Annotated in this window: 19 protein-coding genes; 5 read left to right on the forward strand and 14 right to left on the reverse strand. The window is 63.1% G+C overall.

What is annotated here, in order from left to right:
- The first annotated feature begins 119 nt into the window (after positions 1-119).
- Entirely contained in the window at positions 120-1538 is a 1419-nt protein-coding gene (gltX, locus tag L2I41_RS16525; protein ID WP_237154679.1) for a glutamate--tRNA ligase, read from the forward strand.
- A 397-nt stretch (positions 1539-1935) separates the two neighbouring features.
- Positions 1936-3228, forward strand: a complete 1293-nt coding sequence (gene gltA, locus L2I41_RS16530) for a citrate synthase (RefSeq protein WP_237154680.1) — start codon at positions 1936-1938, stop codon at positions 3226-3228.
- 90 nt (positions 3229-3318) lie between these two features.
- Here gltA and lpxB read toward each other — a convergent pair whose 3' ends face one another.
- The 14 genes from lpxB to rpsB all read right to left on the reverse strand — a co-directional run bounded on the left by lpxB (position 3319) and on the right by rpsB (position 18293).
- Positions 3319-4509: a lipid-A-disaccharide synthase gene (gene lpxB / locus L2I41_RS16535; RefSeq protein WP_237154681.1), complete on the reverse strand. Its 1191-nt coding sequence runs from the start codon at positions 4507-4509 to the stop codon at positions 3319-3321.
- Complete coding sequence (locus tag L2I41_RS16540; protein WP_237154682.1) at positions 4506-5384, reverse strand: LpxI family protein; 879 nt, start codon at positions 5382-5384, stop codon at positions 4506-4508. The genes lpxB and L2I41_RS16540 overlap by 4 nt, the downstream gene beginning before the upstream one ends.
- On the reverse strand, positions 5381-6187 hold the full coding sequence (gene lpxA / locus L2I41_RS16545) for an acyl-ACP--UDP-N-acetylglucosamine O-acyltransferase (RefSeq protein WP_237154683.1): 807 nt from the start codon (positions 6185-6187) through the stop codon (positions 5381-5383). The genes L2I41_RS16540 and lpxA overlap by 4 nt, the downstream gene beginning before the upstream one ends.
- Before the next feature lie 159 nt (positions 6188-6346).
- A complete protein-coding gene (gene fabZ / locus L2I41_RS16550; protein ID WP_237154702.1) occupies positions 6347-6772 on the reverse strand; it encodes a 3-hydroxyacyl-ACP dehydratase FabZ in 426 nt (141 codons plus the stop codon).
- Between the two features lie 47 nt (positions 6773-6819).
- Positions 6820-7869: a UDP-3-O-(3-hydroxymyristoyl)glucosamine N-acyltransferase gene (gene lpxD / locus L2I41_RS16555; protein WP_237154684.1), complete on the reverse strand. Its 1050-nt coding sequence runs from the start codon at positions 7867-7869 to the stop codon at positions 6820-6822.
- Positions 7870-8053: 184 nt separating this feature from the next.
- Entirely contained in the window at positions 8054-10327 is a 2274-nt protein-coding gene (gene bamA, locus L2I41_RS16560; protein ID WP_237154685.1) for an outer membrane protein assembly factor BamA, read from the reverse strand.
- Between the two features lie 250 nt (positions 10328-10577).
- Positions 10578-11687, reverse strand: a complete 1110-nt coding sequence (gene rseP, locus L2I41_RS16565; protein ID WP_237154686.1) for an RIP metalloprotease RseP — start codon at positions 11685-11687, stop codon at positions 10578-10580.
- Positions 11688-11715: 28 nt separating this feature from the next.
- A complete protein-coding gene (dxr, locus tag L2I41_RS16570; RefSeq protein WP_237154687.1) occupies positions 11716-12927 on the reverse strand; it encodes a 1-deoxy-D-xylulose-5-phosphate reductoisomerase in 1212 nt (403 codons plus the stop codon).
- 5 nt (positions 12928-12932) lie between these two features.
- Positions 12933-13793, reverse strand: coding sequence for a phosphatidate cytidylyltransferase (locus tag L2I41_RS16575; RefSeq protein ID WP_237154688.1), 861 nt, complete (start codon positions 13791-13793; stop codon positions 12933-12935).
- Positions 13793-14551 carry an isoprenyl transferase gene (locus L2I41_RS16580; protein WP_255720288.1) on the reverse strand — a complete coding sequence of 253 codons (759 nt, stop codon included), beginning with the start codon at positions 14549-14551 and terminating at the stop codon, positions 13793-13795. Before L2I41_RS16580 ends, L2I41_RS16575 begins: the two co-directional genes overlap by 1 nt.
- A gap of 234 nt (positions 14552-14785) precedes the next feature.
- Complete coding sequence (frr, locus tag L2I41_RS16585; RefSeq protein ID WP_237154690.1) at positions 14786-15349, reverse strand: ribosome recycling factor; 564 nt, start codon at positions 15347-15349, stop codon at positions 14786-14788.
- 75 nt (positions 15350-15424) lie between these two features.
- Positions 15425-16141 carry a UMP kinase gene (gene pyrH, locus L2I41_RS16590; RefSeq protein WP_237154691.1) on the reverse strand — a complete coding sequence of 239 codons (717 nt, stop codon included), beginning with the start codon at positions 16139-16141 and terminating at the stop codon, positions 15425-15427.
- 225 nt (positions 16142-16366) lie between these two features.
- A complete protein-coding gene (gene tsf, locus L2I41_RS16595) occupies positions 16367-17293 on the reverse strand; it encodes a translation elongation factor Ts (RefSeq protein WP_237154692.1) in 927 nt (308 codons plus the stop codon).
- A gap of 226 nt (positions 17294-17519) precedes the next feature.
- Positions 17520-18293, reverse strand: coding sequence for a 30S ribosomal protein S2 (gene rpsB / locus L2I41_RS16600; RefSeq protein ID WP_237154693.1), 774 nt, complete (start codon positions 18291-18293; stop codon positions 17520-17522).
- A gap of 568 nt (positions 18294-18861) precedes the next feature.
- On the opposite strand from rpsB, the gene L2I41_RS16605 reads away from it, so the two are divergent.
- The 3 genes from L2I41_RS16605 to L2I41_RS16615 are packed head-to-tail and all read left to right on the forward strand — an operon-like array spanning position 18862 to position 22091.
- Positions 18862-19350, forward strand: a complete 489-nt coding sequence (locus L2I41_RS16605; protein ID WP_237154694.1) for a MarR family winged helix-turn-helix transcriptional regulator — start codon at positions 18862-18864, stop codon at positions 19348-19350.
- Positions 19351-19365: 15 nt separating this feature from the next.
- Positions 19366-20559 carry an HlyD family secretion protein gene (locus L2I41_RS16610; RefSeq protein WP_237154695.1) on the forward strand — a complete coding sequence of 398 codons (1194 nt, stop codon included), beginning with the start codon at positions 19366-19368 and terminating at the stop codon, positions 20557-20559.
- Positions 20556-22091 (forward strand): DHA2 family efflux MFS transporter permease subunit, encoded by a 1536-nt coding sequence (locus L2I41_RS16615; RefSeq protein ID WP_237154696.1) that lies wholly within the window; start codon positions 20556-20558, stop codon positions 22089-22091. Before L2I41_RS16610 ends, L2I41_RS16615 begins: the two co-directional genes overlap by 4 nt.
- Positions 22092-22659 lie beyond the last annotated feature (568 nt).

Genomic DNA, 22659 nt, shown 5'->3' on the forward strand with positions numbered 1-22659 from the left:
TCCCGAGTTTTTTTTGCGAATTGCTTGGGGATCATGTAAGACGCCTGCCACAAATTGATGTGAACGCCGTTGCCGAACACCGCGTTGCATCATCCTCGGAATGCACGGAATTATTGTCCATGACCACGCCTGTCGTCACGCGTTTTGCCCCGTCACCCACCGGTTTTCTTCATATCGGCGGCGCACGCACGGCTCTTTTCAACTGGCTCTACGCCAAGCGCCATGGTGGCACGATGCTGCTACGCATCGAGGACACGGATCGTGAGCGGTCGACGCAAGCGGCTGTGGACGCCATCATCGACGGACTGAAGTGGCTGGGACTGTCCTGGGAGGGTGAGCCAATCTCGCAGTTCCAGCGTGCCGACCGCCACGCCGACGTGGCGCGCGACCTGGTGGCCGCAGGCAAGGCCTATTATTGCTATTGCACGCCGGAAGAGCTGAACGACATGCGCGAGCATGCCAAGGCAAATGGTCTGCCGCCGCGCTATGACGGCCGCTGGCGCGATCGCGATCCCAAGGAAGCTCCCGAAGGCGTCAAGCCGGCCATCCGCATCAAGGCTCCGCTGGAAGGCGAGACAGTGATCGAGGACGCCGTGCAGGGCACGGTGGCCTTCCCCAACAAGGATCTCGACGACTTCATCATCCTGCGGTCCGACGGCACGCCGACCTATATGCATGCGGTGGTGGTCGACGACCATGACATGGGCGTCACCCAGATCATCCGCGGCGACGATCACCTGACCAACACGGCGCGACAGAGGATCATCTATGACGCCCTCGGCTGGGCCATGCCCAAGGTGGCGCATATTCCGCTGATCCATGGGCCGGATGGCGCCAAGCTGTCCAAGCGTCACGGCGCCCTCGGCGTCGAGGCCTATCGCGCCATGGGCTATCTGCCCGTTGCCCTGCGCAACTACCTCGTTCGCCTTGGCTGGGCACATGGGGACGCGGAGATCCTCTCCACCGACGAGATGACGGCGCTGTTTGACCTCGAGGGCATCGGCCGCTCACCGTCGCGTTTCGACTTCGTCAAGCTCGAGAACCTCAACGGCCACTATATCCGTCAGTCGGACGACGCCGAACTGGTGGCGCAGGTCATCGCGCTGCTTGAGCACATTCCGCAGGGCGCAGAAATCAAGGCGAAGCTGACCGACAAGATCAAGGGGCAGTTTCTGGCGGCCATGCCCGGCCTCAAGGAACGCGCCAAGACGCTGCTGGAGTTGCTCGACGGCGCCGGCTTCCTGTTCTCGGTGCGCCCGCTTGCCTATGATGAGAAGGCTGCCTCTCTGCTCGATGAGGCCGGCAAGGCGGCACTGGCTGCCATCCTTCCGCGTCTTGAAGCCCTGCCCGACTGGACCGCTGCTGCGACCGAGGATGTGGTTCGCACCTATGCCACCGAGACCGGACTGAAGCTTGGCAAGATCGCGCAGCCGCTGCGAGCCGCCGCCACCGGACGCTCTATGTCGCCGCCGATCTTCGACGTGCTCGCCGTGCTGGGCCGCGACGAAGCGCTTGGGCGTATCCGCGACGCAATCTGAAGGGCGTCGCCACCCCCTACCAAAGTCTAATCAATACGGATCGGGCGCCTTTCGGGCGCCCTTTCTTTTTGCGAAGCAATAGGGAAAAGCGCTTAGGGTGCGCCAAGGTTGCAAACACTGGATTGTCGCAAAGACGTGATAATCTCCAGCGCTCTGCCAAAAAGTTGCATTTCTCACGGCAAATTTGGGCAAAGCCACCGCATCGGTCACTTCCCTCGCAATTTTATGATCGATAGGACAGTGTTTCTGCCCCATGGGGCGCTTGCCGCAACTGAGTTTTTCCGCTACGCACAATGCGGCATGTGACTTGGGAGAAGAGCGGCATTTTACGTAAACGTAAGGCAGCGCAGATCATCCCCTTGGCTGGTCCACCCGCCCCCTTAGGAGGACAGACCTGATGAGCGACAAGACTGCATCGGTAACAATCGACGACAAGACTTTCGAGTTTCCCCTCAAGGACGGCAGTGTCGGCCCTTCGGTGGTGGATATCTCCACGTTCTACAGCAAGACCGGCCATTTCACCTATGACCCGGGCTTCACGTCGACGGGTTCGTGCGAATCCAAGATCACCTATATCGATGGCGACAAGGGCGTTCTGCTCTATCGCGGCTATCCGATCGAGCAGCTGACCATGGAAGGCGACTTCCTGGAGACCTGCTACCTGCTGCTTTACGGCGATCTGCCGACGCCCGCCCAGAAGCGTGATTTCGACAACCGCGTGACGCGCCACACCATGGTGCACGAGCAGATGACCCGCTTCTTCTCGGGCTATCGCCGTGACGCGCATCCGATGGCGGTCATGGTCGGTACGGTTGGCGCGCTTTCGGCCTTCTATCACGACTCGATCGACATCTCCGATCCGCATCAGCGCATGATCGCGTCGCTGCGCATGATCGCCAAGATGCCGACGATCGCCGCCATGGCTTACAAGTATTCGATCGGCCAGCCGTTCATCTTCCCGAAGAACGACCTGGACTACGCCTCGAACTTCCTGCGCATGTGCTTTGCGGTTCCGACCGAGGATTACGAGGTCAACCCGATCCTCGCCCGCGCCATGGACCGCATCTTCACGCTGCATGCGGACCACGAGCAGAACGCGTCGACCTCGACGGTTCGTCTGGCTGGTTCGTCGGGCGCCAATCCCTTCGCCTGCATCGCCGCCGGTATCGCCTGCCTCTGGGGCCCTGCCCATGGCGGCGCCAACGAAGCCGCGCTCAACATGCTGGCCGAGATCGGCACCGTGGACCGCATTCCCGAGTATATCGCCCGTGCCAAGGACAAGAACGATCCGTTCCGTCTGATGGGCTTCGGACATCGCGTCTACAAGAACTACGACCCGCGCGCCCGCATCATGCAGCAGACCACGCATGAGGTTCTGTCTGTGCTCGGCCACCAGGACGACCCGCTTCTGCATGTCGCCATGGAGCTTGAGAAGATCGCGCTCAGCGACCCGTATTTCGTCGAGAAGAAGCTCTATCCGAACATCGACTTCTACTCGGGCATCACGCTGCGCGCCCTCGGCTTCCCGACCAACATGTTCACCGTGCTGTTCGCCCTGGCCCGTACGGTCGGCTGGATTGCCCAGTGGAAGGAAATGATCGAGGATCCGCACCAGAAGATCGGCCGTCCGCGCCAGCTCTACACGGGCGCGCCGCGTCGCGACTACGTGCCCATCGACAAGCGCGGCTGATAGGTCGGCCTGCGTTGCAAGTTCAGCCCTCCGTGCCCCGGCACGGAGGGTTTTTCATTTGCTGAGTGTCTTTGGGTTCAGCCCTGGGGTTCAGCCAGGTCGTACCAGCGACAGGACAATGTCGGCGGCGGTGTCGGCGGCGCGCTTGCCATTGGGCAGCGCCATCACGGCCCAGAGGCGCTCCATGGCGTCCGATTGCGCCGCGCGGGCCGGGCTCGGCTGCAGGAGCTCGGCCAGCGCATCGGCCAGCTTGGCCGGATCAAGGTCCGGATCCAGAAACTCCGGAATGACGTTCTGCCCGAGGATGATGTTGGGGAGCACCATGGAGGAGACACTGACCTGCCCCGGAATCCGGCGGATGATCTCGGTTACGACGCGGAACAGGGGATCACGGGCGTAGGCGACCACCGTCGGCACGCCGGCGAGCGCCAGTTCAAGCGTCACGGTTCCGGACGTGGCGAGCGCCGCATGCGCCGAGCGGAAGGCGGCGAACTTCTCCGCTTCGCCGCGAACGATCTCCGGATGAACCGCCCAGGCGCCGGTCTCCTCGGCAATGCGGGCTGCGAGGCGCTCGACAGCTGGAATCACCACCTTGAAGCGGATTCCCCGTTCCGCCAGCTGACGGACCACCTGGCCATAAAGGCCGAGCATGCGATCGATCTCGCCACCGCGACTGCCCGGCAGCACCAGCAGGGTCGGAACCGCCGTTGCTTCAATGGCGGGGCGCTCTCCCGGCTGGGAGCGGAGGAGTTCCGGCCGGTCGATGAGGGGATGCCCCACATAAGTGGTCGCCGGCCCACCCAGGCGCCGGTGCACCTCCGGCTCGAAGGGCAGCAAGGCCAGAAGATGTGTCACATAGGCCGCCATCTTGCGGGCACGCCCGGAACGCCAGGCCCAGACCGAGGGCGAGACATAGTCGACGATCGGAAGATCGGGGCGCGCCTTGCGGATGCGACTTGCCACGCGATGGGTGAAGTCGGGACTGTCGATGATGACGACCACGTCGGGAGAGGCCGCAATGGCAGCCTCTGCCGTCTGCCGGATACGCTTCAGCAAGGTCGGCAGGCGACGCAGAACGGGTCCGATGCCCATGACGGCAATGTCATGCAAGGCAAACAGGCTTGGCAATCCCTCGGCAGCCATGCGGTCGCCACCGACGCCCGCGAACTCGACGGCGTCGCCAAGACGGCTGCGCAGGGCCGTCATCAGCCGCACCCCGAGCTGATCGCCGGACTCTTCACCGACCACCAGGAAGACACGGAGCCGACCGCTGTCGTTCATTGGAAGGACGTTCCTTCTGCGAAGGCCTGGGCGCGCAAGAACAGGCGTCCGGCATCAGCCAGGCGAATGGTCTCCAATCGGTCCACGATCATCACACGGCCGCTTTCGATGACAATGCCTGCCAACCCCGCCTCAATGGCGGCCGTGACCGTCCTGGGGCCAATGGTGGGCATATCCACCCGCAGGTCCTGCTGCGGCTTGGCGCGCTTGACGAGAACGCCGGAGCGGCCCGATGCCTTGAGCCGTCCCCGCTTGCGCAGGTCCGCAATGCGTCCGATCAACTCGTCGGTGCCCTCGATGCCCTCCACCGCAACCACACGACCGCCAATGGCAATGGCAGCCTGTCCGATGTCGAGGCCGCCGAGCAGCAACGAGGCCTCCGAACCGCGGAGGATGTCCTCAAGAGCGTCCCTGGATGGCTTAGTCCTGGTCAGATCGCCGTCGCCACCCACAAGTTCGGGAGCGATTTCATGGGCTCCGACGACGCGGTAGCCACGGTCCTCCAGAAAGCGGACGACATTCTTCAACACGGTGTCATCACCGCCGACCATGAAGGAGAGAATCTTCGGCAGGCTGAGCACGGCACCGAGGTCGACGCGGATCGCCGAGAAGTCCGGCCGATTCACCGCGCCGCAGATCACGACATCGCCCACCTTTTCGCGGGCCATCAGATCGAACAGGCGGCCGATCTCTCCCCAGCGCACCCAGTGATGGGGATAGACCTCAACACCCTTGCCGGCCTCGCCGACAATCGGGAACAGGCAAACCTGACGCCCCGATGCAGCAGCGGCGGCAGCGACGATTGCCGGTACATCCCCGCCGCCCGCAATGATGCCCAGCGTCGGGCGGTCAGGTTCGTTGCCGCGGTCGGTCATTCGGTCTCCCTGTCGCGCAGCCGTGGCGTACAAATGGCGCGATCACCGCCGGCACGGATGAACTCCAGCATGCGATCCACCAGCGGAGAGCCGCCAAACTCAGCCGCAACGCGGTCGACACGTGCCTGCAGCGGGTCGTCGCCGTCGAAGAGCGCCTTGTAGGCGTTGCGCAAGGCATGAATGTCCTCGCGGGGAAGGTTTGCCCGGCGCAGACCGACGAGGTTGAGACCGCCGAGACGCGCCCGATTGCCGGTGACCATGCCATAGGGAATGATGTCGTTTTCAACACCCGTCATGCCGCCGACCATGGCGCCTTCACCGATGCGCACCCACTGGTGCACGGCCGCCAGTCCGCCAACGATGGTGTTGTCGCCGACATGCACATGACCGCCCAGGGTCGCGCAGTTGACCAGGATGACATTGTTGCCGACCATGCAGTCATGCGCCACGTGGGCATTGGCCATGATCAGGCAGTTTGAACCGACCTTCGTCAGGAGCCCGCCGCCTTCGGTGCCGAGATGCAGCGTGGCGTTTTCACGAATGACGGTGTTGGCGCCGACCTCAAGCCGGCTCGGTTCGCCGTGGTACTTGAGGTCCTGCGGCACCATGCCGACGGTGGCATGCGGGAAAACCTTGACGCCAGCACCCAAGGATGTGCGGCCGCCAACCACCACATGCGGGTGGATCTCCACACCGTCACCGAGGCAGACATTGGACCCGATGACGCTGAACGGTCCGATTGTCACGTCGGCGCCGATTTCTGCACCTGGCTCGATGACGGCGGACGGGTGGATGGCGCTCATGGTTTCTCTACTCTTCACGTAACGTTATATGGCGAGGCGGCACCGCTTCTGTCCATGCGGAAGCAATCACTCGTGCTGCCTCCGCATGGCATGCTCACACACATTACATTGCGGAGCCTTACCAATCCCACAGCAGCTCCATCAAATCCCCGAGACCGATCAGGGGACAAGCATGGCGCTGAGTTCGGCCTCAGCCACCTTGGCTCCATCGACCTTGGCGACAGCTTCGTACCACCACATGTTGCCGCGCTGCTTGGTCTTCTTCACGTGATACTCAAGCACGTCGCCGGGGCCGACGGGCTTGCGGAATTTCACCTTGTCGATGGTCATGAAGTAGACGAGCTTGGGCGGAGCGCCATCCCATGCGCGCACACAGATTGCACCTGCGGTCTGGGCCATGCCCTCGATCATCAGCACGCCGGGCATCACCGGCTGCGCCGGAAAGTGCCCCTGGAACTGTGGCTCGTTGAACGTGACGTTCTTGATGCCCACGGCCGACTTGTCGGAGTCGATCTCGACGATCTTGTCGATCAGCAGAAACGGATAGCGGTGTGGCAACGCCTTCAGCAGAGCCATGATGTCCATGGCACCGAGGGTTTGCTTCTCGCCCGTGGCGTTGTTGTCCTGTTCGCTCACGTTTCGTCCTTTCCCGTCACTTGCCGAGCGGCCTTCTTGAGGGCCATCTGCTCCTTGGTCCATTCGCGAATTGGTCTGGCCGGCATGCCGATCCAGCGCTCTCCCGCGGGCATGTCGTCCTTCAACATGGAACCGCCGGCCAACTGGGCACCGACGCCCATGGTGATATGTCCCGCAAGGCCGCTGTAACCGCCGATCGCCACATAGTCACAGAGCTTGCTGGAACCGGAAATTCCAACCTTTGCCACCAGCACGCAGTGGCGCCCCACCTCGACGTTGTGCCCGATCTGCACATCATTGTCGATCTTGGTGCCCTCGCCGATCACAGTGTCCCGGTTCGAGCCACGGTCGATCGTGGAATTGGCGCCGATCTCCACATCATCCTGGATCACGACACGGCCGATCTGCGGCACCTTCAGATGGCCACCAGGACCCATGGCAAAGCCGAAGCCGTCCTGCCCGATACGGGCGCCGGGATGAATGATCACACGATTGCCCACGAGGGCAAAGGACACGGTGGCTCCGGCGCCGATATATCCGTCGCGGCCAACGCGCGTTCCGGCACCAATGACTGCGTTGGCGCAGATCACGGTACCGCGCCCGATTTCCGCGTTCGCGCCGATGACAACACCAGGTTCAACCGTCACGGCCTCTTCTAGTCGGGCGGTCGGATGGATATGCGCTGCGGGGGAAATTCCCTCCTCGCCCCAGGCGCCTTTCAAGCGGAAAGCGTCAGGGAACAACGCCTGCATCACCAGGGCAACGGTCCGGTAGGGCTGGCGGGAGACGACAACGCAGGCGCCTTCAGGTGCGGCGGACACATGCTTGGCGGCACAGATCACGATGGATGCGCGCGTTTCCCGGAACTGCTGAAGATAGCGCGGGTTCTCGAAGAAGGTGAGATCGCCTTCCCCGGCCTGCTCCAGCGGAGCGATCCTCGCAATCGAAACTTCCGCGCTGCCCTGGGCAATTTCCCCGCCGCCAATTCTGGCGACATCAGCGGCCGTCAGCGGGCCGGAAGGGGTGAAGAATACTGGATCTGCCATCATCGCATCCTGAACGCCTTGGCCAGATAGCGCCGGAACGGTGCGGTCCGCAAGCGACGGCGAAAGCGTGCCGCGTCATAACCATCAGTTCATGGACGTGTCAATTGCGCCCGCAACGCTCTGCCCCAAAAAGCAATTCGGCCGCTACCCGAAAGCAGCGGCCGAACCGATCACATCATTCAGATCAGAACTGGGTACCGCCGGAGAAGCGGAAGATCTGCGTCTCGTCGCCCTTTTCCTTCATGACAGGGACAGCGAAGTCCGCACGCAGGAGACCGAAGGGCGACTGCCAGAGGATACCAGCACCAACAGAGGCACGAATGGCAAAGTCCTGGGAGATGACTCCCGACGTCGGATTGTCACTCCCCCACACGGAGCCAGCGTCGGCGAACAGAGCGGCGGAGAAACCATAATCCTTGGCGATCAGAGGCATCGGGAAGATGGTCTCGGCCGTACCGGCGACGTAGAACTTGCCGCCCAATGCGTAGCCGGTGTCCTTGTCACGCGGGCCGAAGCCTTCCGGAGCAAAGCCGCGGATCGTTTCGCCACCAATCCTGAACTGATCGAGATAGCTCAGGTCTTCACCGATACCCTGCACATAGCCACCCTTGGCCTGCAGGTGACCGACGAGGCCCCAATCTTCAAACAGTTCCTTGTAATAGTCCGCCCGGGCCGTCGTCCGGAGGAACGTTGCATCACCACCAACACCGGCGAACTCCTGACCAAACTCAGCGTAGATGCCGTTACGCGGGAAGGCCACGTCGTCGATCGTGTTGTAGTTAAGCGTGTAGCCAACCGAAGAGATGAACCGCTCCTGTTCCTTGATCAGGCCTGTCCGGAACTCATCATTCCACTTCGTCGGATCGCTGCTGTTCGACGGGTTTGTAATCGACTGCTTGTACCCGGAATAATAGAGGTTCAGCGTCGCATCTTCCGTGATCGGCACACCAAGACGGAGTTTGCCACCGGTCAGTTCTTCATCATAGGGATGCACGTCGCTGGACCCTTCGGAATAATTCTTCCGATAAAGATCAAAGCCACCCGCAAGACGACGATCGAACAGATAGGGCTCGGTGAACGACAGTTCGTAGGAAGAGGAACCCGAGTTGCCGTCGGTATTGATGCCGCGGGTCACCTTCGCACGCAGATACTGGCCACGCCCGAGGAAGTTCTTCTCGGTGAAGGACAGTTCGGCAATGATTCCCGACGACGTGTTGTAGCCGATGCCGACACCCACTTCGCCCGTCGGCTTGTCGTCCACCTGAACGTTGACGATGACCTTGTCCGGGGCTGACCCCTGTTCGGACCAGATCTTCACGTTCTTGAAGTAACCGAGATTGCGCAGACGGCGCTCAGCCTTTTCAATCAGAACCTGATTGTAGGCATCGCCTTCGCCGATATCGAACTCACGACGAATGACGTAGTCGCGGGTATGGTCATTGCCGATGATGTTGATGCGCTCGATATAGGCGCGCGTTCCTTCATCGACGAAATAGGTGATGCTGATCTTGTGGTTCGCATAATCACGATCACCACGCGGACGCACCTGAACGAAGGCGTAGCCCTTGGCAGCGACGGCAACCGTCATCTGCTCGAGGCTCTTCTGCACATCCTTGGCCGAATAGATGTCACCCGGCTTGGTCAGCGCCAGCGCTTCGAGGTCAGCCGGCTTCACTTCCGACAGGGTCGACTCCACGTGGATGTCGCCATAGCGATACTGTTCGCCTTCATCGATCGTGAAGGTGATGAAGAAGGAGTTCTGCTCGCGATCGAAATCGGCGACGGCAGAGACGACACGGAAGTCGGCGTAACCGCGGTTGTAATAGAACTGACGCAGGGCTTCCTGGTCGGCGTTCAGCTTGTCCGGATCATAATTGTCCGAGGTCTTCAGCCAGCCGAGGAACCCGGATTCCTTGGTGGCAACCACGTCCTTCAGACGCCAATCGGAATAGGCCTTGTTGCCGACGAAATTGATCTTGGAAACTTCCGTGCGCGGGCCTTCATTGATCTGGAAAATGAGATCGACACGCCCCTGGCCGAGATCGACTTCCTTAGGCTCGACGGTCGCATTGTAGCGCCCGGTGCGGCGATAGAGTTCGAGGATGCGCTGGGTGTCGGATTCCACCTTGGCCTGGGTCAGCACCGAACGCGGCTGCAGCTCGACGGTCGCGCCCAGGATTTCGTCGGACTGAGCATCATTGCCTTCGAAGGCAACGCGGGCGATCACCGAATTCTCGATGACCTTCACCACCAGCGTGCCGCCGGACTGGTTGATCTGTACGTCCGAGAACATGCCGGTGGCGAAGAGAGCCTTGACCGAGTCATCAACATCGACAGCGGAGAAGGACTTGCCTGGTTTGATCGTCAGATAGGATGCAATGGTCTGCTGATCGACACGAGAATTCCCGACCACCGAGATCCGGCTGATGGTGGCAGCTTGCGCAGCCTCAACACCCAATACAGGAACTCCACCGCCGATGACGGGGAGCGCTCCGGACAAAACAACCGAGAGCGCGATGACTTTCGTCCATTCGTTGAATGAGCGCATTTAAACACATACCCGTTAATAAGCAGCCAGACAGCTACCGGACGATCCCGACAGAATCTCGACACTCGGTTTTTACAGCCTTTGACGCGATGCGCAAGCCAAGTCGCACCAGGTCACACCCTTTTCCAAACCAACAGTGGCCACAAGGCCACGATCCTGTTCAGCCTGTTGCCAGTTTGGCGACATCGTTGATGACACCAAAAGCCATCAGGCCAAGCACCAGCGCCAGTCCGATTCCGAAGCCGATTTCCTGCGCCCGCTCTGACAACGGGCGCCCTCGAACGGCTTCGAGCGCATAGAATGCCAGATGTCCACCGTCCAGCAACGGGATGGGAAAAAGGTTAATCAAACCAATCGAAATCGACAGAATTGCCGCAAGGTTAATCAACGGTAAAAAGCCGAGCGAGGCCATCTGACCGGAAATCTGGGCAATGCCGATGGGGCCGCTGATCTGCGAGGTCGAAGTGCGCCCCGAGAACATGCCGGCGACACCCGACAAGCTCGTCTCCACGATGGACGCGGTCTCGTGCAAGGCTTCGCCCACCGCCCCCCAGGGCGTGAAGCTGCGTATTTCAACGGAGGGCTTGGTCTGCTTCAATCCGAGGACCGGAACCGTCTGCTTGTGCCCGAAGGCATCGGTGATCTCGGTGTCGCGGGGCGTGGCATTGAAGACCAGACGCTGGCCGTCGCGCTCCACCTCAATGGGGATATCGACGTTGCGTCGGAGCACGATGATCCGCTGGATGTCCTCGAAGCTGTCGACGCCATAACCGTCCACCGACACAACACGGTCGCCAGCCCGGATGCCCGCGGCCTCTGCGGGGCTACCAACGGTCACTTCCTGCGCAATCGGCGCGAGATAGGGACGGCCATACACATAGAAGAGGGTCGAGAGGACGGCGATTGCAAACAGGAAGTTCGCGAAGGGGCCGGCAGCGACGACCGCCGCACGCGCCGCAAGACTCTTCGACTGGAAGGAGCCTTCCACTGTCGCCTGCTCGCCGTTCGGAACGCTTGCAGCGTTCATGTCGTCGATGAACTTCACATAACCGCCCAGCGGAATGGCCGCCACGCGCCAGCGGGTCCCCTTGGAATCCGTGCGACCAAAGAGTTCCGGTCCGAAGCCGATGGAAAAGGTGCTGACGGCAACCCCCACCCGGCGCGCGACCCAGAAATGACCGAGTTCGTGCACAAACACGACCACAAGCAGAACGACCAGGAACGGCAGGACCGTTCCCTGGAGGAGACTGAGAAGTGCGGGCAGGGTCAAAACTGGGATTCCCTCGTCTGGTTGCGGTTCAACTGGCGACCGTACCCTTGAAGTCTAGGCCCTCGCGGGCGATCTGGCGAGCGGTCTGATCGAGATCCATTGCCGCGTCCAGCGATGCCGGCGCCGCAAGCGGCCCTGAGGCCGCCATGTGGCTCAGCGTCCGTTCAACGACAACCGGTATGTCCGTGAAGCCGGTCCGCCCCTGAAGGAATGCCTCGACGGCCACTTCATTGGCTGCATTCAAGACGCAGGTCGCGCCATCGCCCTCGCGCAGCGCGGCCTCGGCAAGGACCAGACACGGGAAGCGATCACGGTCGGGTCGTTCGAAGGTCAGAGTGCCGACTGCGGCCAAGTCCAGCGCCTTCACCGACGTCGGACGACGGCGGGGCCAGGACAGGCAGTAGCCGATGGGCGTGCGCATGTCCGGCTCACCCAACTCCGCCAACAGCGAGCCGTCGCGATAGCGGACGAGCCCGTGCACAACGGATTGCGGGTGCACCAGAACCGAAAGCTGATCGGGCTCAACCGGGTAGAGGTGAAAGGCCTCGATCAGCTCGAGCCCCTTGTTCATCAGCGTCGCGGAATCGATCGTGATCTTCGGACCCATCACCCATTTGGGATGCCTGAGCGCCATTTCGCGCGTCACCGTCGCCAGGGCTTCGCGCGGCATGCGCAGGAACGGACCGCCCGATGCGGTGATGATCACCTCGGCGATTTCTCCGGCATTCTCGCGCTCGAAGACCTGGAAGATGGCGTTGTGTTCGGAGTCGACCGGCAGGATCTCGGTGCCCGCCTTGGCCGCAGCACCCATGAACAGCGAGCCCGCACACACGAGGGTTTCCTTGTTGGCGAGCGCGATCGCCTTGGCAGCCCCGATCGCCGCCAGGCTGGGCGCGAGACCGGCGGCGCCGACGATTGCCGAAACCATGATGTCGACAGGACGACCCGCCGCAGCAACCACGGCGTCACGACCGGCTGCCGCCTCGATGCCGCTCCCGGACAAGGCCGCCTTGAGTTCGCCGTAGCGGTCGGGATCTGCGATGACGGCAAGGCGAGCTCCGACGCGGCGCGCCTCGTGGGCCAGCTTTTCCGCATTGGTGGACGCCGTCAGACTGTCGACGGAAATGCGATCGGGATCGGCAAGCACGAGATCGATGGTGCTCGCCCCGATCGATCCAGTGGCGCCGAGAATGGAAATGCTGATGGCATCTTGCGCGGATGCAGGTGCGACGGTGGGCATTGCGCTCACCATACCAGCAGGCCGGCACCAAGGCCGTCGCCTCCGGTCCGGGCGAAGGCGATGGCCGTGGCGGCCACAAGCGCGAAGACCAGGCCGTCGACACGGTCCATGATGCCGCCGTGGCCCGGGATGAGATTGCCCGAGTCCTTGACGCCAAAGTGGCGCTTCATGGCGGATTCGATGAGATCGCCGATCTGGCTGATCACGGACAATACCAAGGAAATCAAGGCAATGATGATGCCGGCCTCGACGCCGCGCAAGCGCAGCATGGCGACACCGACCACGACCGCACCAGTGGCGCCACCAATGGCACCGGACCAGGTCTTTTTCGGAGAAAAGCGGGGGGCAAGCTTGGGGCCACCGATCAGGCGCCCGGCAAAATAGGCCGCCGAGTCCGTCACCCAGACGACAACGAAGACGAAGGCCACAGCGAGGAAGTCGAGCGAAGGCACACCATCGTCGCCCTGCCCGCGCAGCAAAACCGCACAGATACCGGGAATGGCGGCATAGATGACGCCGGCGGCAAGCCAGCGCAGGCGCTGATCGGCGACACCGGCGAGCATCATGCCGAGAGCCACAAGACAAGCGGCTGCCAGCGACGTCGTGGGGTCGCGATAGGCCATGACGACGGTCACCGCGACAAAGAGCATGGACGCCTTGGGCGCGGCGCGCTGGGCGTAGGGACCGGTCATGCCGATCCACTCATAGAGGATGGCGGTGGACGCAAGCGCGGTCAGCACTGCAAAGACCCAGCCGCCCAGCCAGAGAGCGGCAAGCGCCACCACCAGGAGGACGACGGCGGATATGACGCGAAGTGCCAGTTCGGAGCTGACTTTCCCGCTTGGTGTTGAGGGATTTGCAGCCATCAGACGGCGCTCCTCGCCGTCAGGCCGCCAAAGCGACGCTCGCGCCCCTGATATTCAGAGATGGCTTCATCGAAGGCCTTGGCGTCGAAATCGGGCCAATGCACCGGCAGGAACACGAACTCGGCATAGGCGGCCTGCCACATCAGGAAGTTGGACAGGCGCTGCTCGCCGCTCGTGCGAATGATGAGGTCGGGGTCGGGAATGGCGGCGGTGTCCAGGCGCCCGGCGATGGACGCTTCGGTGATATCCTGCGGATCGATCACACCCTTGGCGACATCGGCCGCCAGAGCGCGAACCGCGCGGGCTATCTCGTTGCGGGCGCCGTAGTTGAAGGCGACCACCAGGGTCAGACCGGTGTTTTCCGCCGTCTTGGCTTCAGCCTCGTCAAGCAGGTCGGCAATGTCGGCGGGCAGACCGGCGCGTTCGCCGATGACCCGCACGCGCACATTGGCCTTGTGCAGATCCGCCAGATCGCGGCGAATGAACAGCTTGAGCAGGCCCATGAGTTCCTGCACCTCGTCGAGCGGACGAGACCAGTTTTCCGAGGAAAAGGAGTAGATGGTGAGCCACTCGATGCCAAGGCTCTGGGCGTGGCGTACGGCTTCGCGAACGGCATTGACGCCACGGCGATGGCCTTCGACGCGCGGAAGGCCGCGGGACCGAGCCCAACGACCGTTGCCGTCCATGATGATGGCGACATGGCGGGGCATGCCTGCCTCGTGGCTTCCCCCGGCCTTGGCCGCCTCAAAACCCGTCATCCTCTAGCCCCCGGATCGCCACCCGCCAATGTGGCCCGACTTGCCCAACCGCTCGGAAGCCACCCGCCGCTTTTCGGCCCCAGGCCTTCTGAGAGGCTGCATGCTTGCCTACACATTGTGAAGGCAACAAGGCGAACTGCCTAGCAAAATTTCCAGACAGTTCACCCATTTAGCCGCGGTCACCCCTATCACGCCAGCCCGGAGCGCACATAGGGGCAACGCCGCCGCAGCGCGTCAGACCTGCATGATTTCCTGTTCCTTGGTCACCAGCATCTTGTCGGCTTCGGCGATGGAATCGTCGGTCAGCTTCTGCACGCGATCGGAATAGACGCGGCTTGAGTCTTCCGACAGCAGGCCTTCCTTCTCGAGGTCCTTCAGCTCGTCCATGCCATCGCGGCGGACGTGGCGGATCGACACCTTGGTGGCCTCGCAATACTTGTGCGCGAGCTTGACCAGTTCCTTGCGGCGCTCGGTGTTCAGCTCGGGGATCGGCAAGCGCAGAAGCGTGCCTTCCGTCACAGGGTTGAGGCCGAGGTTGGACTCGCGGATCGCCTTTTCGACGGCGTTGACCATGGAGCGGTCCCACACCTGAACCGAGAGCATGCGCGCCTCCGGCACCGAGATGGTGGCCACCTGGTTGAGCGGCATGGTGCTGCCATAGGCCGTGACGACGATCGGCTCCAGCAAGCTTGCGCTGGCGCGACCGGTCCGCAGACCGGACAGTTCGTTCTTGAACACACCCAGCGCGCCCTGCATGCGACGCTTGAGGTCGCTCATATCGAATTCTTCGTCAGCCATGCCCGTAACCTTCCCAATGCATAGCCGGTCGCGCTGCTTGTGACGGCGCGCGACCGGATCCTGAATTTTGCGCGGTCAACCTTCGATGACGGTGCAGACACCCTTGCCCAGCAGCACGTTGACGAAAGCGCCGTTTTCGTGAACCGAGAACACCACTACCGGAATCTTGTTGTCGCGGGCAAGGGCAATCGCGGCGGCATCCATCACCTGCAGGTTCTTGGACAGAACCTCCTGATGCGACAGGCGATCGTAGCGCTTGGCGGTCGGATCCTTCTTGGGATCGGCCGTGTAGACGCCGTCCACCTGCGTGCCCTTGAGGAGTGCGTCACAGCCGATTTCGGCCGCACGCAGGGCGGCGCCGGAGTCGGTGGTGAAGAAGGGATTGCCCGTGCCACCGGCGAAGACCAGCACCTTGTTGGCCTTGAGGTGCTCCATGGCGCCGCGCTGCGTGAAGGTCTCGCAGAGCGCGGGAATGCCGATGGCCGACAGCACCACGGCAGGCACGCCGAGACGATCGATGGCCGAGCGAACGGCCAGCGCATTCATGACCGTGCCGAGCATGCCCATGTAGTCGCCCGTGGTGCGGTCCCCGCCCTGGGCAGCCACGGACACGCCGCGGAAGATGTTGCCGCCACCGACCACGACACCGATCTGAATGCCGAGGCGATAGGCTTCGACAATTTCCTCGGCGATGCGGTTGACCACCTTGGGATCGATGCCGAACCCGCGGTCTCCCATCAAGGCCTCACCGGACAGCTTCAGCAGGACACGGCGGTACTTCAGTTCGCTCATGATATCACTCCGGTAGGGGGCGGGCAGAAATAAGCGCGACTCGTGGTGAGACGGCCGCGCATTCATACGGTTTCCCCTACCCCGGACCGCCGGATGAGAAAACCCCTGCGAGGTGAAATTTCAGGCGGAACGGGGACAATTTTCACCGTCGATGCTTAATGCGCAAAAAAGAAGGGCCCCGGCGTGCCGGAGCCCTCACTCAGGATTTCAGGTGAAGCCCTATCCTCAGCCCTTGGCTGCGGCGGCAACTTCAGCAGCGAAATCAGTCTCTTCCTTCTCGATGCCCTCACCGAGAGCAAAGCGGGTGAAGGCGGTGACCTTGATCGGCGCGCCGACGGTGGCTTCAGCAGCCTTGACAGCGGCTTCGACGGTCAGGTCCGGATTGATCACGAAGGCCTGCTTGAGCAGGGTGGACTCTTCGTAGAACTTGCGGATACGGCCTTCGACCATCTTCTCGATGACGGCGGCCGGCTTGCCGGATTCCTTGGCCTGCTCGACGAAGATCGCGCGCTCGCGCTCGACCACGTCGGCAGAGATCTCCTCAGCGGAGAGCGCCAGCGGGTTGGTGGCGGCCACGTGCATGGCAATCTGACGGCCGAGCTTGAGGAGCTCGTCGGTGTTGCCGGTCGACTCCAGAGCCACGAGAACGCCGATCTTGCCGAGGCTGTCGGCGATCGAAGCGTGCACGTAGGGGGCGACGACGCCGGCGGAAACCGACAGCACCAGCGAACGGCGGAAATTCATGTTTTCGCCAATGGTGGCAACCAGTTCCTTGACCTCGGCTTCGACCGAATGGGCCTTGCCGGGGTAGGTGGCGGCGGCGATCGCAGCGGTGTCGCCACCGTTGGCGACGGCCACGGCGGCCACGTTGCGCACCAGCGCCTGGAAGGCGTCGTTACGGGCGACGAAGTCGGTCTCGGAGTTCACTTCGACCACGGCGGCCTTGTTGCCGGAGACGGCAACGCCAACCAGGCCTTCGGCGGCCACGCGGCCGGCCTTCTTGGCGGCCTTGGCGAGACCCTTGGCGCGCAGCCAGTCGATGGCGGCTTCCATGTCGCCATTGGTCTCGATCAAGGCGCCCTTGCAATCCATCATGCCAGCGCCGGTCTTCTCGCGGAGATCCTTCACCAATGCTGCGGAGATGCTGCTCATCTGACCCTCGTTTTCGTTCGGAAAGTGGCGGATGCCCAGGGCTTTACAGGGCCTGGCTGACAAACTTGTGAAACGCACCCAGCCACGGGATTTCATTGGGGTCCGGCCGCGTGTCTGGCTGTCGCCATCCTACGCAAAGGCACGGACCGGTCAGGGGCCGTAACAAGTCGGGCGGACCCATCCGGACCCGCCCGCCTCATCACGATTAGTTAGCGCCTGCCTAGACTTAGGCCGCGGCGTCGTCGGACTCGGTCAGGGCCGGCTCGACCGGCTCTTCCGAAGCGCCGAGGTCCATGCCCATGGCGCCGGCAGCGCGCGAGATGCCGTCGATGGCAGCGCGCGAGATCAGCTCGCAATAGAGGGCCAGAGCGCGGCCGGCGTCGTCATTGCCCGGAACCGGGAAGGTGATGCCGTCGGGATCGCAGTTCGAATCGAGGATCGCGGCGACCGGAATGCCCAGGCGGCGGGCTTCGTCGATGGCGATCTTTTCCTTGTTGGTGTCGATCACGAACAGCAGGTCGGGGGTACCGCCCATGTCCTTGATACCGCCGAGGGCGCGCTCAAGCTTGTCGCGCTCGCGGGTCATGACCAGACGTTCCTTCTTGGTCAGGCGGTTGGCCTGATCGGAATTCAGCGTTTCGTCGAGCTTGCGCAGGCGCTGGATCGAGCCGGAAATGGTCTTCCAGTTGGTGAGCATGCCACCCAGCCAGCGGCTGTTGACATAATACTGGGCCGAACGGCGGGCGGCCTCGGCGATCGGGTCCTGAGCCTGGCGCTTGGTGCCGACGAGCAGCACGCGGCCGCCACGGGCGACGGTGTCGGACACAGCCTTAAGTGCCTGATGCAGAAGGGGAACCGTCTGCGCGAGGTCGAGGATGTGGACGTTGGCGCGCGAGCCGAAGATGTAATCCTTCATCTTCGGGTTCCAGCGGTGAGTCTGGTGACCGAAGTGGACGCCGGCCTCGAGGAGCTGACGCATGGTGTATTCAGGAAGAGCCATTGAATTCGCTTTCTTTTCCGGTTTCAGCCTCCGCGGGGGAATCGGTGGGACGAACCCTTCCGACCGGATGGATACACAAAAGTGCACCCGCGGCCCCGCGTGTGGGATGGCGCGGCATATAGGGGAAAAGGGCGCAAAAGGCAAGAGGGCAGCAGCACATGCCTGGCAGGCATGTCTCAGCTTTGTCGCATGAGCCCCCGATGAGGGCGGCGACCATGTCACAGTAAAGACGCGCGCGCGGGCGCCGTCAAGCCGACGGCCGCGGGGAGAAGTGGGATCGAACGGGGATAAGCGGGCGCACCTCGGGCCGGCGCGAATGTCACGGATATGTCGCCCAAGACCTCGTGCAGTAGGGCGCCAATGCCACGGTTTGGTCGCACGGACATACGGGAGTTGAAGGGGCACCCGGGAGGGGCTTTGGGCTCCGTCACGTGCCGAGGACGGCGGCATGGACGCGGCCCCGACGCCCCAACTGCAGGGGTGATCCGGACCGTGGACAGTGCCTTCAGCCAGCAAGGGGAGAAAGGTCCGCGCTTGTATTATGAGCATGCTTATCATATAAGGGCTTATGAAATCCGCCTTACGCTCCCTTGGCTTCCTCATCCATGAAACCGACCGCCTGCTGATCCGCCGCTTCGAGCGCTTTGCGGCGACCACCGGCCTGTCGCGGGCGCAGTGGCAGGTACTGGCGCGGGTGGCCAAGATGGAAGGGATCAATCAGGCCTCGCTGGCCGATCTCACGGGGGTGGAGCCGATCACCATCTGCCGCATGGTCGACCGCCTGGAGGGCCTCGGCTATCTCGAACGACGTAGTGACCCCAATGACCGGCGTGCCAAGCTGATCTACACCACCGAGCAGGCGCGACCGGCGATCGAGAGCATGCGTGCGGTGGCTGCCGACATTTTCGCCGGGGCGCTCGAAGGTTTCGACGCGGAGGAGACCCAGACGCTGCTCGCCCTGCTCGAGCGCGTCTATGACAACTTGCAAGCCGGGGCGGCGCCGCCTCTGCCCGGCGAAGCCGAAGGACCGCGGCGCGAAAGCAAAGCAACGACATAACAAGGCCAGATCCAAATGTCCGAAGTGGAAACGCCCTCCCCCGTCCCGCCGCAAGCCGCCCCTGCGATTGCGCCGGCGGCTGCCCCGGCGCCGCCGAAATCCCATTCCCCCGAGCCGAGCCGCCGCGCCAAGCGCCGCGTCTGGCGCCTGCCGGTGATGCTGGCCCTGCCGCTCGCGATTGCCGCAGCGGGCGGTTGGTATTGGGTGACCGGGGCGCGCTGGGTGTCGACAGAGAATGCCTATGTGCAGCAGAACAAGGTTCTGATCAGCCCGGAAGTGAGCGGTCGCATCGCCGAAGTGTTCGTCGGGCAGAACCAGAGCGTTGCGCCGGGCACGCCGCTGTTCCGGCTGGATGACGCCAGCTATGCCATCGACCTCAAGAAGGCCGACAGTGCCGTGGCGCTCGCCCGGCTGCAGGTGGAGCAGCTGCGCACCGCCTACAAGGACGCGCAGCTGAAGGCGGAGACCGCGCGCGGCACGCTCGAGTTCCAGCAGACCCAGTTCAGCCGGCAGGAGCGCCTGCGCAACAGCGGCAATGCCACCGAAGCGCAGTTCGACAGCGCCCGCCATGATCTCGATCTGGCCCGGCAGGCGGTTGCCGAAGCCGACCAGAGCGTGGCGGATGCGCTGGCGGCACTGGGCGGCGACGCCAACATCGAGACCGACCGGCATCCCTCCGTGCTGAGCGCACTGGCGGCTGAGAGCAGCGCCCGGCTCGACCTTCAGCATACGCTCGTCACCGCCCCCGCCAAGGGGACCGTGTCGCAGGTGGCCAACTTGCAGGTAGGGCAATATGTGGCGTCTGGCAGCCCGGTGATGGCGATCGTCGACACCCAGTCGGTATGGATCGAGGCCAACTTCAAGGAGACCGATCTCGAACACATGCGCACCGGCCAGGTGGCCGCGTTGACGTTGGACGCCTATCCGAGCCAGCCGCTCAAGGGGAAGGTGGAGAGCATCGGTGCCGGCACCGGCGCGATCTTCTCGCTGCTGCCGGCCCAGAATGCCACGGGCAACTGGGTGAAGGTGGTGCAGCGCGTGCCGGTGCGCCTGTCGGTGAGCGACGCCGGCAGCCTGCCGCTGCGGGCCGGCCTCAGCGTTTCGGTGGACGTGGACACCGGCTTCGTGCGTCCCCTGCCGCCCGTGGTGAACAGGCTGCTGACCGACGTCGGCCTCGACCACGCGGTTGCCGCGGTCACCCAGCCATGAGTGACGCCGTCGCCCATATGGAGGTCAAGCACAAGGGCCTGATCACCCTGTCGATCATGCTGGCCACCATCATGCAGGTGCTGGACACGACGATCGCCAATGTGGCCCTGCCCTCCATGCAGGGCAATCTGGGCGCGGCGCAGGACACGATCACCTGGGTGCTGACCTCTTATATCGTCGCCTCCGCCATCATGATGCCGATGACCGGGTGGCTGTCGGACCATATGGGGCGCAATCGGCTGTTCCTGGCCTGCGTCGGCGGCTTCACGCTGGCCTCCATGCTGTGCGGGCTGGCGACCAGTCTCACGGAAATGGTGTTCTTCCGCCTGTTGCAAGGCCTGTTCGGCGCCGGCCTTGCGCCGCTGTCGCAGGCTGTGCTGCTCGACATCAACCCGCGTGAACGACACGGCCAGGCCATGGCCATGTGGGGCGCCGGCATCATGGTGGCGCCGGTGCTGGGGCCGACGCTGGGCGGCTGGCTGACCGACAGCTTCGACTGGCGCTGGGTGTTCTACATCAACCTGCCGGTGGGTATTCTCGCCTTTCTCGGCATTGCCATCTACATGCCACCGGCGCCCAGACGGCAGCGCCCCTTCGACTTCTTCGGCTTTGCCATGCTGTCGCTGTTCATCGGCGGCCTGCAGCTGATGCTGGACCGGGGCGAACAGCTGGACTGGTTCTCGTCGGGCGAGGTGATGGTGGAGGCGGCCGTCGCGGTCTCGGCGCTGTGGTGTTTCGTGATCCACTCCATGACCACGGAACATCCCTTCCTGCATCCGCAGCTGTTCACCGACCGCAACTTCGTCGCCGGCTGCGTGTTCACCTTCGCCATCGGCATCGTGCTGCTGGCGACCACGGCGCTCTTGCCACCGATCCTGCAGAACATCCTCGGCTATCCGACCGAACTCACCGGGCTGGTGCTGGCGCCGCGCGGGGTGGGCACCATGCTGTCCATGCTGGCGGTGGGACGGCTGATGCGCAGCGTGGACGCGCGGTTGCTGATCCTGATCGGCCTGTTGCTGACGGCCTGGTCGCTCTATGACATGACCGGCTTTTCGACGGAGATGGACTCCTGGCCGGTGATCAAGACCGGGCTGATCCAGGGCCTGGGGCTCGGACTCGTGTTCGTGCCCATGTCGACCATCGGCTTTGCCACCCTGCCCGGCCAGTTCCGCACCGAGGGCACCGCGCTCTACAGCCTGGTGCGCAGTATCGGCTCGTCGATCGGCATTTCCGTGGTCTCGACCCTGCTGTCGCAGAACACGCAGGTGAACCACGCCGAACTTGCCGAGCGGATCACGCCCTTCACCCCCGGTCTCGACCAGATGGCGGCGGCGCTGAAGATGCCGGTGACCTCGCAGGCTTTCGAGAGCGTGCTCAATCAATATGTCAACGGTCAGGCGATCATGATCGCCTTCATCGACGACTTCAAACTGATGATGTTCGTGACGCTGGTGTCGGTGCCGCTGCTGGTGCTGCTGCGCAAGCCGAAAGTGGTGCCCCGGCAGGCGCCGCCACCGGATGCGCATTGAGGGGACGCCTTCCCTGCGAGCGATTGGGTTGAGCTGAGCTTTGGAAGAGAGGCGATCGCTGGACTGGCCGGCAAGCCCATGTTTTCCTTCGGATTTACCCCTCTCTCCAACTCTCCCCCCGCAAGGGGGGAGAGGGTGCCGATTGTTTCCCGTGCAAACCTACCAGCCTTGGAGGTTCTGGCCGGACACTCCGACAGGCTCTCCTCCCTCTTTCGGGAGAGAGGGGTGAACGCCGGTTCCGTTTGTGCGAGGTGCGAGGATAGGACAGCCAAGGCAGGGGGCCAGCCCTGCCGATGACGGATTGTTGCGAGGCAAAGCGTCGAGCCGGTACCCCTCTCTCCAACTCTCCCCCACAAGGGGGGAGAGGGTGCCGATTGGTTCCCTCAAAAGCCTATCAGCATCGAAGGTTTGGGCCGGACACTCTGACAGGCTCTCTCCCCCCTTGCGGGGGAGAGTGGGAGAGAGGGGTGAGCGCCGGTTCCGTCTGCGCGAGGTGCGAGGATAGGACAGCCAAGGCAGAGGGCCAGTCCAGCCGACGAACGTTTGTTGCGAGACAAAGCGTCGAGCC

Source organism: Oryzibacter oryziterrae (assembly GCF_021864535.1).
In the GTDB taxonomy this organism is placed as follows: domain Bacteria; phylum Pseudomonadota; class Alphaproteobacteria; order Rhizobiales; family Pleomorphomonadaceae; genus Pleomorphomonas; species Pleomorphomonas oryziterrae.

Coding starts and splice junctions, on each gene's coding strand:
- gltX (WP_237154679.1), top strand. CDS start 120: ATGACCACGCCTGTCGTCACGCGTTTTGCCCCGTCACCCACCGGTTTT.
- gltA (WP_237154680.1), top strand. CDS start 1,936: ATGAGCGACAAGACTGCATCGGTAACAATCGACGACAAGACTTTCGAG.
- lpxB (WP_237154681.1), bottom strand. CDS start 4,509: ATGAACGACAGCGGTCGGCTCCGTGTCTTCCTGGTGGTCGGTGAAGAG.
- L2I41_RS16540 (WP_237154682.1), bottom strand. CDS start 5,384: ATGACCGACCGCGGCAACGAACCTGACCGCCCGACGCTGGGCATCATT.
- lpxA (WP_237154683.1), bottom strand. CDS start 6,187: ATGAGCGCCATCCACCCGTCCGCCGTCATCGAGCCAGGTGCAGAAATC.
- fabZ (WP_237154702.1), bottom strand. CDS start 6,772: ATGGACATCATGGCTCTGCTGAAGGCGTTGCCACACCGCTATCCGTTT.
- lpxD (WP_237154684.1), bottom strand. CDS start 7,869: ATGGCAGATCCAGTATTCTTCACCCCTTCCGGCCCGCTGACGGCCGCT.
- dxr (WP_237154687.1), bottom strand. CDS start 12,927: ATGCCCACCGTCGCACCTGCATCCGCGCAAGATGCCATCAGCATTTCC.
- L2I41_RS16575 (WP_237154688.1), bottom strand. CDS start 13,793: ATGGCTGCAAATCCCTCAACACCAAGCGGGAAAGTCAGCTCCGAACTG.
- L2I41_RS16580 (WP_255720288.1), bottom strand. CDS start 14,551: ATGACGGGTTTTGAGGCGGCCAAGGCCGGGGGAAGCCACGAGGCAGGC.
- frr (WP_237154690.1), bottom strand. CDS start 15,349: ATGGCTGACGAAGAATTCGATATGAGCGACCTCAAGCGTCGCATGCAG.
- pyrH (WP_237154691.1), bottom strand. CDS start 16,141: ATGAGCGAACTGAAGTACCGCCGTGTCCTGCTGAAGCTGTCCGGTGAG.
- tsf (WP_237154692.1), bottom strand. CDS start 17,293: ATGAGCAGCATCTCCGCAGCATTGGTGAAGGATCTCCGCGAGAAGACC.
- rpsB (WP_237154693.1), bottom strand. CDS start 18,293: ATGGCTCTTCCTGAATACACCATGCGTCAGCTCCTCGAGGCCGGCGTC.
- L2I41_RS16605 (WP_237154694.1), top strand. CDS start 18,862: ATGAAATCCGCCTTACGCTCCCTTGGCTTCCTCATCCATGAAACCGAC.
- L2I41_RS16610 (WP_237154695.1), top strand. CDS start 19,366: ATGTCCGAAGTGGAAACGCCCTCCCCCGTCCCGCCGCAAGCCGCCCCT.
- L2I41_RS16615 (WP_237154696.1), top strand. CDS start 20,556: ATGAGTGACGCCGTCGCCCATATGGAGGTCAAGCACAAGGGCCTGATC.